Source organism: Mycobacterium sp. Dal123C01 (genome assembly GCF_052566995.1).
In genome coordinates this window covers 5,778,218-5,793,825 of the sequence record NZ_CP199580.1, presented here as the reverse complement: position 1 = coordinate 5,793,825, position 15,608 = coordinate 5,778,218, and the positions used below count along the sequence as shown (strand labels likewise).

At 64.6% G+C, this 15,608-nt stretch carries 12 protein-coding genes; 10 read left to right on the top strand and 2 right to left on the bottom strand.

Annotated features, from left to right (window positions below):
- Nucleotides 1-3: 3 nt before the first annotated feature.
- Nucleotides 4-1,035 (bottom strand): methyltransferase family protein, encoded by a 1,032-nt coding sequence (locus ACTXG5_RS27075; RefSeq protein WP_445161706.1) that lies wholly within the window; start codon nucleotides 1,033-1,035, stop codon nucleotides 4-6.
- A gap of 233 nt (nucleotides 1,036-1,268) precedes the next feature.
- Here ACTXG5_RS27075 and ACTXG5_RS27070 point away from each other — a divergent pair, with 233 nt between their 5' ends.
- Nucleotides 1,269-2,303, top strand: a complete 1,035-nt coding sequence (locus ACTXG5_RS27070) for an AraC family transcriptional regulator (protein ID WP_445161705.1) — start codon at nucleotides 1,269-1,271, stop codon at nucleotides 2,301-2,303.
- A gap of 53 nt (nucleotides 2,304-2,356) precedes the next feature.
- Complete coding sequence (locus tag ACTXG5_RS27065) at nucleotides 2,357-3,340, top strand: AraC family transcriptional regulator (protein WP_445161704.1); 984 nt, start codon at nucleotides 2,357-2,359, stop codon at nucleotides 3,338-3,340.
- Here ACTXG5_RS27065 and ACTXG5_RS27060 read toward each other — a convergent pair.
- Nucleotides 3,301-4,257: an AraC family transcriptional regulator gene (locus tag ACTXG5_RS27060; RefSeq protein WP_445161703.1), complete on the bottom strand. Its 957-nt coding sequence runs from the start codon at nucleotides 4,255-4,257 to the stop codon at nucleotides 3,301-3,303. The two genes, ACTXG5_RS27065 and ACTXG5_RS27060, sit on opposite strands and share 40 nt — an antisense overlap.
- 522 nt (nucleotides 4,258-4,779) lie before the next feature.
- Between ACTXG5_RS27060 and ACTXG5_RS27055 the strand changes: the two genes are divergently transcribed.
- From ACTXG5_RS27055 to secA, 8 genes are all read left to right on the top strand, one after another.
- Entirely contained in the window at nucleotides 4,780-5,532 is a 753-nt protein-coding gene (locus tag ACTXG5_RS27055; protein WP_445161702.1) for a Crp/Fnr family transcriptional regulator, read from the top strand.
- A complete protein-coding gene (locus tag ACTXG5_RS27050) occupies nucleotides 5,525-6,547 on the top strand; it encodes a nitronate monooxygenase (RefSeq protein WP_445161701.1) in 1,023 nt (340 codons plus the stop codon). The genes ACTXG5_RS27055 and ACTXG5_RS27050 overlap by 8 nt, the downstream gene beginning before the upstream one ends.
- Nucleotides 6,548-6,614: 67 nt before the next feature.
- Entirely contained in the window at nucleotides 6,615-8,249 is a 1,635-nt protein-coding gene (locus ACTXG5_RS27045; RefSeq protein WP_445161700.1) for an FAD-binding protein, read from the top strand.
- A 58-nt stretch (nucleotides 8,250-8,307) separates the two neighbouring features.
- Nucleotides 8,308-9,882, top strand: a complete 1,575-nt coding sequence (locus tag ACTXG5_RS27040; RefSeq protein ID WP_445164617.1) for a GMC family oxidoreductase — start codon at nucleotides 8,308-8,310, stop codon at nucleotides 9,880-9,882.
- Between the two features lie 218 nt (nucleotides 9,883-10,100).
- On the top strand, nucleotides 10,101-10,919 hold the full coding sequence (locus ACTXG5_RS27035) for an SDR family oxidoreductase (RefSeq protein ID WP_445161699.1): 819 nt from the start codon (nucleotides 10,101-10,103) through the stop codon (nucleotides 10,917-10,919).
- Between the two features lie 56 nt (nucleotides 10,920-10,975).
- The gene (locus tag ACTXG5_RS27030) at nucleotides 10,976-11,608 is read left to right on the top strand and encodes a ComF family protein (RefSeq protein WP_445161698.1); all 633 of its coding nucleotides are present in this window, start codon (nucleotides 10,976-10,978) and stop codon (nucleotides 11,606-11,608) included.
- Between the two features lie 333 nt (nucleotides 11,609-11,941).
- Nucleotides 11,942-12,634, top strand: coding sequence for a ribosome hibernation-promoting factor, HPF/YfiA family (hpf, locus tag ACTXG5_RS27025; protein ID WP_445161697.1), 693 nt, complete (start codon nucleotides 11,942-11,944; stop codon nucleotides 12,632-12,634).
- A 107-nt stretch (nucleotides 12,635-12,741) separates the two neighbouring features.
- On the top strand, nucleotides 12,742-15,594 hold the full coding sequence (gene secA / locus ACTXG5_RS27020) for a preprotein translocase subunit SecA (protein WP_445161696.1): 2,853 nt from the start codon (nucleotides 12,742-12,744) through the stop codon (nucleotides 15,592-15,594).
- The last annotated feature ends 14 nt before the right edge of the window (nucleotides 15,595-15,608 follow it).

The following is a 15,608-nucleotide window of genomic DNA, read 5'->3' as shown; positions in this document are numbered from 1 at the left end:
CTGCTAGGCCTTCGTCGCGATCTGTACGCCGACCTCGCCACCGCTCAGCGGGACCGGTTCGGCCGCGGGCTCTAATCCCGCATCACGCTGCCATCCCGCGGTCTCGCGCGCGGTCCAGGTCCCGGAGCGGCTGGTGGCCCCAAAGTACAGCTCGCTCAGTGCGGCGAATTGGCTTGTACTGTCACCCGTTTCGGGCCGCATGGGTTCGACCACCGCGAATACGCCGTGCGGTCGCAGCGCCCGCGCCAACCGCCGGAACAACAGGGCGTTCTCCGCTGCACTGAAGTGGTGTGCGAGATTGCTCAGCAGCACCACGTCGTAGGACTCGGCACCGAAATCATGGACTAGCGCGTCGGCTTCGAGGTGGACGACGCGAGCGCCCATCTTCTCGGTGGCCAACAGCGGCGCCGCGACCCTGACGGCGTCGGGCAAGTCCAGGACCACCGACCGCAAACGGGAATGGCGCCGGCACAGCGCAACCGAGTACTGCCCGTGCGAGCCGCCGACATCGATCATGTCGGTGGCGCCGGGCGGCACCGGGATGGCCTGCGCGACTTCGTGCGCCGTCAAGCCGGCCAGCGCCCGCATGGACCGCAGGTAGTGGGCCCACTGCGGACCGGTCATGCATTGGTGCAGCTCAAGGGGGATGCCGGTGCGGACATAGTCTTCGACGTGGGTCATGAGCTCCCATTCGTCGAATCCGAAGAGCACCGCGTCGACTATCGAGGTGGGGCTTGCCGTGAGCAGCCAGGTGCGCGCGGTGGGGGTCAACGCGTAGCGGCCATCGCGGAATAGCAGGTAGTCAGATCCGGCCAGGGCAACCAACAGCTTGTGCGTTGCCACCACATCGGTTCCGCACCGGTCGGCGATTTCGGCCGGTGATGCCGCGCCGCGGCTCAACGACTCGAACACACCGAGTTTGGTTGCTGCCATGATCGCGCGCGCAAGGCCGAAGGCAAAGTGGGTTTCGAAGAATGGCAACGGTAGTTGTCGTGACGCTAATGCCTTCCATTCGGCCGGGTCATCCGGAATCATACCTAGGTGCACGTCAGGTATGCCGTTCAATCATGTTGGCAAGCAATATGTTAGGCACGTTACAACGTTAGACGTTACGAGAGACGCGACGGATCGCCTAGCCGAATTGCGAAGCGGTACGGACGGATCGCGCAAACTGGCTGTCGGCGCGTGGCACAGCAATGTCAGCGACGTTAACTTGTGGATGAGCGGGTACGGAAAGGGCATCCGTGGCTGGGGAGGAAGACGACCGAGTGACGGAATCACCGACAACGTGCGCTTCGGATGCCCACGTCTGGGCACCGGCGAAGACGTTCGACGACTTCGCCCAGGTGTGCTGCGGCCGGCGCCACATGACACTGCTGACCGACCCCGATTCGTTTTCGCTGTCCCATCGGGTGGGTCGAATCGGTCCGGCGACCATGGCCGAAATCGCCATCGGATCTGAACTGTCCCTGGACGCCGGTGAGGCGTGTGGCAGCTATCGAATCGTTGTGCTGCGATCGGGATCCACCGAGGGTGTACACCGTAGTCTTTCTTTTGCTGGCGGCCCCGGTATGGCCGCGGTCTTCCCGCCGCAGGGTCGGTGCGCGGTCCGATGGAGCGCCGGCAGCAGGTTGATCTCCATCAAGCTCGATCGCTCCGCTGTCGACGATGCACTCAGCGATGCGCTCGGTTGGCAGGTGATGTCCCAGCCCGACTTCACGCCCGTCATGCCAGCCAATGCGGCGACGACCCGAACCTGGATCAACATGGCGGCCCTGTTCAGGGACGAGGTCTTCCGGCCCGACAGCGTGCTGAATCAGCCGCTGGTCGGATTGCCGTTCGTCGACAGCTTGGTCCGCGGGTTTTTGCTGGCCGCCGATCATCCGCACCGCGACGCCCTTGCCCGAGACGTACGGCTGATCGCGCCTCGCGCGATTCGTTCCGCGATCGAAATCATCGAGGAGGAAGCGCATTTGCCCTTGACGCTTTCCGTGATCGCCACCCGCACCCACATCAGCGTCCGCACGCTCCAGCAAGGATTTCAGCGTCACCTGGATACCTCGCCGATGGCATATCTGCGTGAGGTCCGGCTGAGGCGGGCACACCAGGCGCTGCTGAGGTCGGATCCGTCGACAGTGACGGTTGCTTCGGTCGCCTACCGGTGGGGTTTCACCAATCTCGGCCGGTTCGCCGCCGCCCACTCCGCGCGCTACCGCGAGACGCCCACAGAGACGTTGCGCCGTAGGGCGTTTCAACGCCTCACCGCCGAAGAACGGGTCCGCGTCAGAACAGCTCGGCGTTGACGGATTCTCGGCCTTGCCGGCAGCGCTATCGTGGATGGATAGGAGGTGCCACCGTGGCGGTAGATAACCGGGGCTGGGTTTCCGTGCGATCATTGGACGACTTCGCCGAGGTGCGCAACGGCGGATCGGAGTCCTCGCCCCACTGGTGGCCTGACATTGGGCCGACCAGGGGCACCGGCTCGCTTTCATTCACCCACCGGATACATAGCCTCGGTCCAATTACCGTTCTGGACATCGACTTTCACGACGAGGTATGGGTGAACGGCGGTGAGAATCGTCCCCACTATCATGTCACGGTGCCCGTCGGGACACCCTCGGCCGCGACGGATGACAGCCCTTCTCTCGTCACGAAGCCGGGTGCGGTGTCGGTGTATCGACCGGAAGGCAACGCCAGCGTCTCCCGCTACGTCGGCCGCCTGCTGGCCGTGATGATCGACCGGCACGCTGTCGAAGACGCGCTTGCGGGAGTGCTGGGGCGCCCCATCACTTCCCAAATTGACTACCAACCCGTCATGGCCGCCACGGCTCAAGCCGCCCGCAGCTGGATCAACATGGTGACGCTGTTCGCCGAGCAACTGTTCGCTCCCGGCAGCACTGTGCACCAGCCGATGGTTGGGATGCCGTTCGCCGACAGCGTGGTCCACGGCCTCCTGCTGGCCGCCGACCACCCCTACCGCGAGGCCCTGGCCGGCGAGGTGGGCGAGCCAGAGCCGCGCGCCATCCGGGCCGCGATCGACGTCATCGAGGCCGAGGCCGACCAGCCGTTGACGGTGTCGGCGCTGGCCGAGCGCAGCTACGTCAGCGTCCGGTCGTTACAGCTTGGGTTCCGCCAGCACCTCGGCATCACGCCGATGGCGTATCTGCGCGAGGTGCGGATGCGCCGGGCACACCAGATGTTGCTGGAGTCCGATCCATCGCGGATCACCGTCGCTTCGGTTGCGTGTCGGTGGGGTTTCACCAATCTCGGCCGGTTCGCGGCCGCCCACACCGCTCGTTATCAGGAGTCGCCGTCGGAAACTTTGCGCCGCAGTGCATAGCGACTATTGACGGTCCCTCGGTGCGCGGAACCCGGCGCGCGGAACCCGTTGCGGCGCAGGGTCTCCGAAGGAGATTCCCCATATCGCTCCGTGTGTGCAGCCGCGAATCGCCCAGGATTGGTGAAGCCCCAGCGGTAGGCGACTGAGGCCACAGTCAGCGACGAGGGGTCCGAGTCGAGCAACGTCTGGTGTGCCCGGCGCATCCGCACCTGGCGTAGATACTCCATCGGTGAAGCATCCAGATGGCTGCGAAAACCCTGCTGCAGCGAGCGGGCGCTGACGTGGGTGCGTGCCGCAAGCGCTGACACGGTCAACGGCAGGTGCGCTTCGGCCTCGATGATGTCTAGCGCGGCACGAATGGTGCGGGGCGCGGGGCGAGGCGCGCCTGCCGCGACGGCATCGCGATCGGGATGATCGGCGGCGAGCAGGAATCCACGGATCAGGCTGTCGGCGAACGGCAATCCGGCCAGTGGTTGATTCAACAGACTGTCGGGACGAGAGATCTGCTGGTGGAGGAACAACAGCATGCTGATCCAGCCGCGACCCGCCGCAGTCGTGGTCGACATGAAGGGTGCGCACTCGACCTGCGCTGTCACCTGCCGGCCCAGCGCGTCGCTCAGCGCATCGTCGACAGCGCAGCGATCGAGCTTCACCCCCAACATCCGGCTGCCCGCCACCCAGCGCGCCGCGGTGTGGCCTTCCGGCTGGTACACGGCGGCAGTGCCGCGACCCGCGTTGTGGAAGGAACCCCGATGCGTCCACTCAGAACGTCCCGAGTGCAGCACATTCACGCGGTAGCCGCTGCATCGATCACCGCAATCCAGCGACACGTCGGACCCGACCACAAGTTGGGAGAGGGTGATCGGACCGACGACACCCGCCCGCTGGCCGAGCGAAAACGAATCCGGGTTGCTCAACAGCCTGACATGGGGTTCTTGGCAGCACAACATGGCGAACTCGTCGACCGATTTCGCAGTCCTCCACGCAGTGCTATCCGATATGGCAGCTATCCCGTCGATTGGTCATGCGATGTCGATGTTACGCTCGCCGCTGGCCGCGGTCACACCGAATACTTCGTGGTCTGCGCACTGTGGCCATAGCCTTGCGCACGGTGGCTCGGCCCAGCCCGGCAAGCTCGTTAGCGTTGGCCGGGGATAATGCCCCGATCGAGTCAGGCGGTCCGCGTACTCCTTGGGCGAGCGGCTGGGATTGATCCCGGACGGCTTAGCCGTTCCCTACGCAATCTGTCCTGCAGGCAGCGCGCGATGGCTACCCGTTTTACCCTGGCCTGCATAGCGTTAACCATGTGACAAGTCCCGCGGCGATCGCCCTTACGCCGATGGTGATGGTGGTGGCGTTGTTGTGGTGGGCGACGAGTCCCATTCGGTCTGACGTTCGACAAGCAGCGACACCACGAAAACGATTTGGATGCAGTGGCGTTGGGCGCGGCCGAAAGCGTACCCGCGACGCCGCGTCCGGAGCATGGCGATGTGCAACAGGCGCTGATCGCATCCGGAATATTCGGCAGGACAAGTCCCGAGGTGGTCACCGCCTTGTCCAAGGACCTGAAGCCCGTGCACTTCTCGCCCGGACTGGTTGTCGGCGCTCAAAGCGACGCTGAGGGACGCGTTTACGTGATCATGTCCGGCAAAGTCAAGGTTTCCTACCAGGGTCCCGATGGTGGTGAGATCATGCTGAAGATTCTGGGCCCATCAGAGATCTTCGGTGCCATCACCCTTTTCGACCCCGGCCCGCAAGACATGAGGATGACCACCCTCACCGATGTTTCGGCGGTACCGATTGCCCGTGATCAGCTCCTGACCTGGGTGGTCGAACGCCCGGAAGTCTGCGATCAGGTGCTGCGTCTGTTCGCGCGGTGGGTGAAAGCGATGACGAACTCTCTGGTCGACTTCGCGTTGGCCGACGCGCAGGGCCGCATCGCGAGCCGGATGTTGTTGCTGAAGAAGCGATTTGGCAAACAGGAGGGCGACGTCGTGCGGGTGGTGCATGACCTCACGTCGGACGACTTCTCTCATCTTGCCGGGGTCGATCCGGAGACGATCGGCGCGACGTTACGTGGATTCGAGGCTAACGGCTGGATCCGTCTGGAGGGCAAAAGCATTGTCATCGTCGACGGCCATGCCCTGAGTCAGGTACGGCAGATAAGTATCGGGGAGGTTTGTGGTGTTTGACCGATTTGCGTTGGGGGATTTGAGTGTTCGAGTGCTCGGCGCGCCCATGGCGGGCGGCCCGTCGACGCCGGCGTTGGCGGCCGCGGTATCCAATGGCGGTGGCCTGGGCTTTTTAGCGGCAGGCATGCTATCCGCCGAAGAGCTCGCCGACTCGATCCTTGCGGCGAGAAGGCTGACCTCAGGCGCGCTTGGAGTGAATCTGTTTGTGCCCCAAGCTCCGGTGGCCACCATCGAGCAGCTCGGCGCGTTCGCGGCAGCACTCGAGGACGAAGCCGAACACTACGGCGTGGCCCTGGGTGAACCACATGATGACGACGACGAGTGGGCGGCGAAGCTCGACGTGGTGTGCGATCTGCGACCGGAAGCGGTTTCATTCACCTTCGGTTCGCCGAACCAAGCGGAGTGCAATCGACTCAGCGGTGCCGGCATCCTGACCCTCGCCACCGTGACCACCGTCCGAGAAGCGGTCATAGCGGTCAGTTTTGGCGCGGACGCGGTGGTGGCACAGGGCCCCGACGCGGGTGGGCACCGGGCGACATTTGACCCGCTCGCCAGGCCTGCCGACGATCCTCTCGATGATCTGGTGTCGGCCCTGGTCGCCTGTTTTGACTGCCCTGTTGTCGCGGCCGGGGGATTGGGGACCGCTGCTGCGGTGCGGCGGGTGCACGATGCCGGCGCGTCTGCGGTACAGATCGGTACGGCGTTCTTGCTCGCGGATGAAGCCGGTACCAACCCGGTGCATCGCGCGGCATTGCGCGATCCCCAGTTCACCGAAACCGTGGTGACGCGGGCGTTCACCGGACGGTATGCGCGCGCGTTGCGGAATCGATTCATCGACAAGCATGACGCTCACGCGGTATTCGGATTTCCCCATGCTGCCATGATCACCGCGCCCCTGCAGGCGGCTGCGGTGAAGTTGGGTGACCCACACGGCGCGGGCATGTGGACGGGTGCTGCGTACCGCAACGTGCGAACGGGTTCGGCCGCCGACATCGTGCGCGAACTGGCGGGCTGACCGCCGCATTGGGTGACGAGACGTCGACCGCGGCGTGAGCGCCGGCCACTGAAAGATCGGAGCTGACGTGATTGTTCCTGCCGACAACGAATTCGACGTCGTGGTCGTGGGATTCGGCGCAGCCGGCGCGTGCGCTGCAATCGCGGCCGCCGAAAGTGGGGCCCGGGTACTCGTCGTCGATCGGTCGGTCGGTGGAGGGGCCACGGCCCTGTCGGGCGGAGTGGTGTATTCGGGCGGGGGCACTCGCTACCAGCGGGCGGCTGGTTTCGACGACACCCCGGACAATATGTTCAATTACCTGCGGCAAGAGGTCGGCGGCGCGGTCGACGACGAGACGTTACGCAGGTTTTGTGATGAGAGCGTGCAACGGCTTTCGTGGCTTGAGCGCCACGGCGCTCGGTTTGCCGCGTCGCTGTGTGACTACAAAACGTCCTATCCGACCGACCGGCACTATCTGTACTTCTCCGGCAACGAACGGGCCTACCCGTACTGCCGGAGAGCCGCTCCGGCTCCGCGCGGACACCGGCAGGTCGCCAAGGGCATGGGCTCTGGTCGTGCCCTGTATCGGGCGCTGCGCCATTCGGCCGAGGCATTGGGCGTGCAGTTCCTGCCCATGACTCGTGCCGAGGAACTGGTGATGGCAAACGGCCGAGTGGCAGGAGTGCGCGGTCGCACCGTCACTGATTGCAACCCGCTGTTGCTACAGCACTATTGGCGCACAACGCGTTTTCGGGACAAGCTGACCAATTGGGCACCCGCGGTCGCCCGTAGGTTTCCCACCGGCGCGGCCCGCTTGTGGCAGCGCACGAGCGAGCTGATGGTCCTAGCGCCGAACGTGATATTGGCTGCCGGTGGATTTGCGTTCAACCGTGACATGCTGCTCCGCTATGCGCCGTCGTTCGCCGGCATCTCGCCGCTGGGGACACCAGCCGACGACGGTAGCGGCATCATGCTGGGGACGGGGGTCGGCGGAGCGACCGGGTATCTGCACAGCGTGGCCGCCTGGCGGTTCCTGAGCCCGCCCACGGCGATGCTGGAGGGCATAGCCGTCGGTCTCAGCGGCGAACGCATTGCCAACGAAGACCTGTACGGTGCCACCCACGCCGACGTCATGGTGCGCAAGTTCGGCGGACGCGGATTTCTCGTCCTCGATTCGGTCATGTGGAAGCGGGCACGCGCGCAGTTGGTGACCCAGACCTCGCCGCTGCAAAGGCTCCAGATGGCCGCGGTGTTCACCGCCGAATTTCGCAGGGCCGCCTCACTGCCCGAACTGGCTATGACGCTGGGGATTTCGACGACGGGCCTGGCGGCCACGGTGGCGGCCTACAACCACGCCGCTGATGCCGGGCACGAGGACCCCGAGCGCAAGACACCGTCGATGTGCCGCCCGCTCAGGTGCGGGCCGTACTACGGCCTCGACATCTCGGTTCGGCCCTCGCTGGCTTACTTCGTGCCGGGCATGACCTTGGGTGGTTTGCGGGTCGACGGGGCCAGCGGTCAGGTATTGAACGAGGCAGGCTCTCCGATTCGGGGGCTCTACGCCGCGGGCCGCACCGCGGTAGGCGTCTGTGCGAACTCCTACGTCAGCGGACTGTCGCTGGCGGACTGCGTGTTCTCAGGCATCCGCGCCGGCGAACACGCTGCCACCAGCAGCGTCATCGGGATGTACGAATTAGGCGGGGGGACAACGGGTGTCGACTAACTCACACACGGAGCCGGACAACGACCTGCGCCGGCGAGTCCGGGAGAACCAGGATCGCCTGACAGCCGGCCTCAAGCAGCACTACGATTTCGTGGTTTGCGGTGCGGGATCTTCCGGCTCGGTCGTTGCCCGGCGGCTGGCCGAAGACCCGGCAGTCAGTGTCTTGTTGGTGGAGGCGGGCGGCAGCGACGACGTACCCAGCGTCACCGAGGTGAGCCTGTGGCAGACAAACCTTGGCAGCGAGACGGATTGGGCGTTTCCGGCAGAACCGAACCAGCATCTCAATGGGCGTTCGCTGACGCTGTCGATGGGCAGGGTGCTGGGCGGTGGCTCGAGCATCAATGTGATGCTATGGGCACGCGGTCACAAGGCGGATTGGGATTTCTTCGCCGCCGAGTCGGGAAATGACGCCTGGGGCTACCAATCTGTTCTGGACATCTACCGGCGCATCGAAGATTGGCAGGGCGCCCCCGATGATCGCCGGGGCAGCGGCGGCCCCGTCTACGTGCAACCGAAACACAATCCGCATCCTGCTGGGCCGGCCGTGGTCGAAGCCGCCAGATGTCTGGGCGTGGTTCCGTTCGCGAATCCGAACGGACAGATGATGGAAGGCAACGGTGGCGCGGCGATCTCGGACTTGCGCGTTCGCGGCGACAAGCGCGAATCGGTCTTCCGGTCTTACACCTATCCATACATGGACCGGCCCAATCTGACGGTGTTGTCGAATGCGTTGGTGCGGCGAGTGATCATCGAGCGCCACCGGGCCATCGGAGTCGAGGTCCGCTATCGCAACGAAGTGCGCCAATTCTTGGCCGGCACCGAGGTGGTGCTGTCGATGGGCGCAATCCACACCCCGAAGATCCTCATGCTGTCCGGGGTCGGCGATGAACATCAATTGCGACCCTTGGGGATCCCGGTCCAACAGCACCTTCCCGGTGTGGGCCGCAATTTCCACGACCATCTCGCCATCAGCTGCATGTGGGAGAGTCCGGCTGCCGAACCCTTCCAGGGCACAGGCGACGCGGTGCTGTTCTGGCCGAGTGAAGCCGGCGGCGACCAGCCAGATTTCTTTGCGTGCCAGGGTGCGATGCTAATCGGCAGCCCCGAGAACATCGCTCGCTTCGGGCTTCCCGAAGCCGGTTGGGGGATGTTCGGCGGGCTTACCCACCCGAAAAGCCGCGGCAGGGTGCAACTGATCAGCTCGGATCCCGATCGACCCGTCAAGGTGGTGCACAACGGTCTGTCCGATCCCGACGACCTGCGACTCACCGTGAAATTCGTCGAAGAGCTTCGTGAAGTGGGCAATTCGCCGTTGCTGCGGCCCTTCACGAAGCGCGAGGTGATGCCCGGCGATCTGAAGGACGACGATCTGCTGACGTATGTGCGCGACGCCGGACTGACCTACTGGCACTATGTCGGCTCCGCCAAGATGGGACGCGATGGGTTCGCCGTCGTGGACGGCAGCCTGCGGGTGTATGGCATCGAAAACCTGCGTGTCGCTGACGGATCCATCATGCCCAGAATCACCGCGGCTAACACGATGGCACCCTGTGTGGTCATCGGCGAGCGCGCCGCCGAAGAGATCAAGGCCGAGCACCGGCTGCTAGATCCAGCGTCTGAACACGTTGCCTAGCAATGTTTTTTGAGATTTCAGTACCCAGATATGTGGTGTGGTTGTCGGTGACGCGGCGGTCATACCGCACGACTGGAAGAAGCATCCTATGCGCGGCCCTGGTGTTGACCAGAAGACAGACGACACCGGTTAATTAGTGAACCTGGGAATTTTGCGGAATGAATCGCGTCCCGAGGGTGTCTCAATCAACCAGGGCTGACCGCAATGGAGGATCGAGTATGTCGTCGAAAGTGTGGTTCATCACCGGGGTCTCGCGTGGCTTCGGCCGCCTATGGGCGTTAGCAGCGCTGCAACGGGGCGACAGGGTTGCCGCTACCGCACGCGACACGTCGACACTCACCGATCTGCAGCAACGCTTTGGCGACGCGCTCCTGCCGCTCGAACTGGATGTGACCGATCGCGAGGCAGGCTTCGCGCGTGTCGCGGAGGCGCATTCTCACTTTGGCCGGATCGACGTAGTGGTGAACAACGCCGGCTACGGGCAGTTCGGCTTCGTCGAGGAGCTCTCGGAAAGTGAACTCCGCCAACAGATGGAAACGAACTTCTTTGGTGCCATCTGGATAACGCAGGCGGCGTTGCCCTTCCTGCGTGCGCAGGGCGGCGGGCACATCGTTCAGGTCTCATCGACGGGCGGTCTCTTCACCGGTCCAAATGTGGGCGTGTACTGCGCATCCAAATTCGCGTTGGAAGCGTTCAGCGAGGCCCTGGCTTTTGAGGTCGAGCCCTTTGGCGTCAAGGTGACACTGGTCGAGCCTGGGCTGTTCGGGACGGACTGGGCTGGGTCGTCCGCCAAACACGCCACCCCGTTGCCGGCATATGCGAGCCGTCACCAGGACGCGGACGCGTACGGGGAAGGCATCTTCGGGGAACCCAGCGATCCGCAGGCGACCGCTGCCGCACTGCTGACCGTCGTCGACGCCGAGAAACCACCGCTGCGCATCGTCTTTGGCTCCAGGATGCTGGCGATCGTCAAGAACTTCTATCAGGACCGGATCACCGCCTGGGAAGAATGGGACCACGTCGGCTCGTCGGCCTGACAGCTGAAGGCCAACCAGCAGCAATAAATGTCACCCCGGCTGGCGACACTAACGCTGTGCTCGATTTGATCCTGCCGCTGGAATGCGGCGGCTGCGGGACGCCGTCGACCCGCTGGTGCGATGCGTGCGCCACGGAACTGGTCATCAAGCCTGACGAGCCGCATCTGATCAGTCCGCGCATCGACCCGCACGCACCGGTGTTCGCGCTCGGCCGCTACGCCGGTGCGCGTCGCCAGGCGATTCTCGCGATGAAGGAGCACGGGCGCGCCGACCTCGTCACGCCGCTGGCCCAAACGCTGGCCGTCGGCGTACACCGGCTGCTGGCCTGGGGCATCGTCGAGACCCCGTTGACGATCGTGCCCGCGCCGACACGGCGTTGGGTGGCGCGCCGGCGCGGCGGCGATCCCGTTACCCGTTTGGCAACGGCCGCGGTGGCCCGGCATCCGGACGTCACCGTCCTTCCGGCGTTGCGGATGAAGGCGCTGACCCGCGACTCGGTGGGTCTTGGCACCGCCGAGCGTGAGCGCAACGTCGCGGGCCGGGTGCTGCTGCGGGGCCGACCGCCGCACACCGAAGTCCTGCTCGTCGACGACATCGTCACCACCGGTGCGACGGCGCGCGAGTCGGTGCGGATCTTGTCCGCGGCCGGAGTGCGCGTGACCGCGGTGTTGGCGATCGCGGCCGCCTGAACCGGCGAATCTCGCCGCGAACCAGTGAAATTGCCAAGAAGAGGTGAAGAACTCGCTACGGGTTCGTCAAATCGGTGGCACGGCGAGGCGAACACGAGCTAACGTCGGGGACAACCTTCAACAACTTCTCGGGGTGCACTGGCCCCGACTCACGGGTCGCGATTTCCCAGGTTGAGACGCCAATTGCGGAGGGGGTGAGTATTCGACACCTTGCACCGGCGGGCTGCCTGCGGCGGTCATCTTTTCAAAACCGCTCCCACCCCGTCGGCGCTCATTCAATCAAGCCGGCACGCAGGGTGCGTGCGACGGGAAAAGAGAAACGAGTTGTCACGTATGTCAAGGCCAACCGCGGATTCCATTCAGCTTCTGGACCAACCACCGGCAGGAATCGACGCCCAAGAACCGACAACCACCGCCGAGGTCGTCTACAAGGGCCGCAACGTCGAGATTCCCGATCACTTCCGCATCTACGTCTCGCAGAAACTCGCCCGCTTGGAACGATTCGACAAAACCATCTACCTCTTCGACGTCGAACTCAAGCATGAACGCAACCGTCGCCAACGTAAGTCCTGTCAGCGCGTGGAGATCACCGCGCGGGGTCGCGGGCCGGTCGTCCGCGGGGAGGCGTGCGCCGACAGCTTCTATGCGGCGCTCGAGTCCGCGGTGGTACGGCTGGAGAGCCGGCTGCGCCGCGGCAAGGACCGCCGCAAAGTGCATTACGGCGAAAAGACCCCTGTTTCCCTGGCCGAGGCCACCGCGGTGGCCCCGCCGCCGGGAAAGGCCCTCAACAACGCATCCGCGGCGGCACACCAACACGACACGGGTGACGACGATCGAGACCATCAGCCAGGGCGGGTGGTGCGCACCAAAGAACACCAGGCCACGCCGATGTCGATCGACGACGCGCTCTACGAGATGGAACTCGTCGGGCACGACTTCTTTTTGTTCTACGACAAGCAGTCCGAGAGGCCGTCCGTGGTCTACCGCCGACACGCGTACGACTACGGGCTGATCAGGCTCTCCTGACCGTCGTCGATCAGCTGAACGCCGACGTTCGGCGGCTTCGCAAGCGAGTCACCTACGATGGGTGGCGCCTCATCGAAGAAGACTGACATCCAACAGGGGACATAGCTGTGCTGTCGAAGTTGCTGCGCCTTGGTGAAGGTCGCATAGTCAAGCGGCTGAGAAGGGTCGCCGACTATGTCAACACGCTGTCTGACGACGTCGAAAAACTCACCGACGCCGAACTGAGGGCCAAGACCGACGAGTTCCGCAAGCGGCTCGAGGACGACGAAAGCCTCGATGACCTGCTGCCCGAGGCTTTTGCGGTGGCCCGCGAAGCCGCCTGGCGGGTGCTCGATCAGCGTCCGTTCGACGTGCAGGTGATGGGTGCCGCGGCTCTGCACCTGGGCAACGTCGCCGAGATGAAGACCGGTGAAGGCAAGACCCTGACCTGCGTGTTGCCCGCCTACCTCAACGCGCTGGCCGGCACGGGTGTGCACATCGTCACCGTCAACGACTACCTGGCCAAACGCGACAGCGAGTGGATGGGCCGGGTGCACCGCTTCCTCGGCCTTCAGGTCGGGGTGATCCTGGCCAACATGAACCCCGACGAACGTCGGGCGGCCTACAACGCCGACATCACCTACGGCACCAACAACGAGTTCGGCTTCGACTACCTGCGCGACAACATGGCGCACTCGCTGGACGACCTGGTGCAGCGCGGGCATAACTACGCCATCGTCGACGAGGTCGACTCCATCCTGATCGACGAGGCGCGCACGCCGCTGATCATCTCCGGTCCCGCAGACGGTGCCTCCAACTGGTACCTCGAGTTCGCCCGGCTTGCCCCGCTGATGGAAAAAGACACCCACTACGAGGTTGACCTGCGCAAACGCACCATCGGTGTGCACGAACTCGGGGTGGAGTTCGTCGAAGACCAGCTCGGCATCGACAACCTGTATGAGGCCGCCAACTCGCCGCTGGTCAGCTACTTGAACAACGCGCTCAAGGCCAAGGAGCTATTCAACCGCGACAAGGACTACATCGTCCGCGACGGCGAGGTGCTCATCGTCGACGAGTTCACCGGTCGCGTGCTGATCGGCCGTCGCTACAACGAAGGCATGCACCAGGCCATCGAGGCCAAGGAACACGTCGAGATCAAGGCCGAGAACCAGACGCTGGCCACGATCACGCTGCAGAACTACTTCCGGCTCTACGAGAAGCTGTCCGGCATGACCGGTACCGCCCAGACCGAGGCGGCCGAGCTGCACGAGATCTACAAGCTCGGCGTGGTCCCCATCCCGACCAACAAGGACATGATCCGCGAAGACCAGTCCGACCTCATCTACAAGACCGAGGAAGCCAAGTACATCGCAGTGGTCGACGATGTCTCCGAGCGCTACGAGGCGGGCCAGCCGGTCCTGATCGGGACGACCAGCGTGGAGCGCTCGGAGTACCTGTCGCGGCAGTTCACCAAACGGCAGATCCCGCACAACGTGCTGAACGCCAAGTACCACGAGCAAGAGGCCGGCATCATTGCCGAGGCCGGCCGCCGCGGTGGCATCACCGTCGCCACCAACATGGCCGGTCGCGGCACCGACATCGTGCTGGGCGGCAACGTCGACTTCCTTACTGACTTACGGCTGCGTGCCCGTGGTCTGGATCCGGTCGAGACCCCCGAGGAGTACGACGCGGCCTGGCACGAAGAGCTCCCCAAGGTCAAGGAGGAGGCCACCAAAGAGGCCACGGAGGTCATCGAGGCCGGCGGCCTGTACGTGCTGGGTACCGAACGGCACGAGTCGCGGCGCATCGACAACCAGCTGCGCGGTCGCTCCGGGCGGCAGGGTGACCCCGGCGAGTCGCGCTTCTACCTGTCGCTGGGCGACGAGCTCATGCGCCGGTTCAACGGGGCCGCACTGGAGAGCCTGCTGACCCGGCTGAACCTGCCCGACGACGTCCCGATCGAAGCCAAGATGGTCACCCGCGCCATCAAGAGCGCCCAAACCCAGGTCGAGCAGCAGAACTTCGAGGTCCGCAAGAACGTCCTCAAGTACGACGAGGTGATGAACCAGCAGCGCAAGGTCATCTACGCGGAGCGCAAACGCATCCTCGAGGGCGAGAACCTGCAGGAGCAGGCGTTCGACATGGTCCGCGACGTCATCACCGCCTATGTGGACGGCGCGACCGGCGAGGGCTACGCCGAGGATTGGGATCTTGACGCATTGTGGACGGCGCTCAAGACGCTGTACCCGGTCGGGATCGAACACGAGACGCTCACCCGTCAAGACGCCGACTCCGAGCGCGACGAACTCACCCGCGACGAGCTCTTCGAGGCGCTCGTCAAAGACGCCGAACAGGCTTATGCCACAAGGGAAGCCGAGCTGGAGGAGATCGCGGGAGAAGGCGCGATGCGACAGCTGGAACGCAACGTGCTGCTCAACGTGATCGACCGCAAATGGCGTGAACACCTCTACGAGATGGACTATCTCAAGGAGGGCATCGGGCTGCGCGCGATGGCGCAGCGCGACCCGCTGGTCGAGTACCAGCGCGAGGGCTACGACATGTTCATGGCCATGCTCGACGGCATGAAGGAGGAGTCGGTCGGCTTCTTGTTCAACGTCACCGTGGAGGCGGCGCCCTCTCCCCAGCTTGCTCCGATGGAAACCCCGGAGGGGCTGGCGGAATTGGGGACGACCAACGCCGTGGCCGCCGAACAGCAGGAAGGCACCTCCGGTGGTGCACTCACCGCGGTGCGGGAACAGGCTCCAAGGACGGTGCGCGCCAAGGGCATTGACAACGATGCGCCCGCTCTGACGTATTCCGGTCCGGCGGAGGACGGTTCGGCGGAGGTCCAACGCAACGGCGGTGGCGGGCAGAAGACTCCGGCCGGGGTACCCGGGGGTGCCAGCAGGCGCGAGCGGCGCGCTGCCGCGCGTCAACAAGGCCGGGGTGCCAAGCCGCCGAAGTCGGTCAAGAAGCGCTAACGCGAATTGCGACT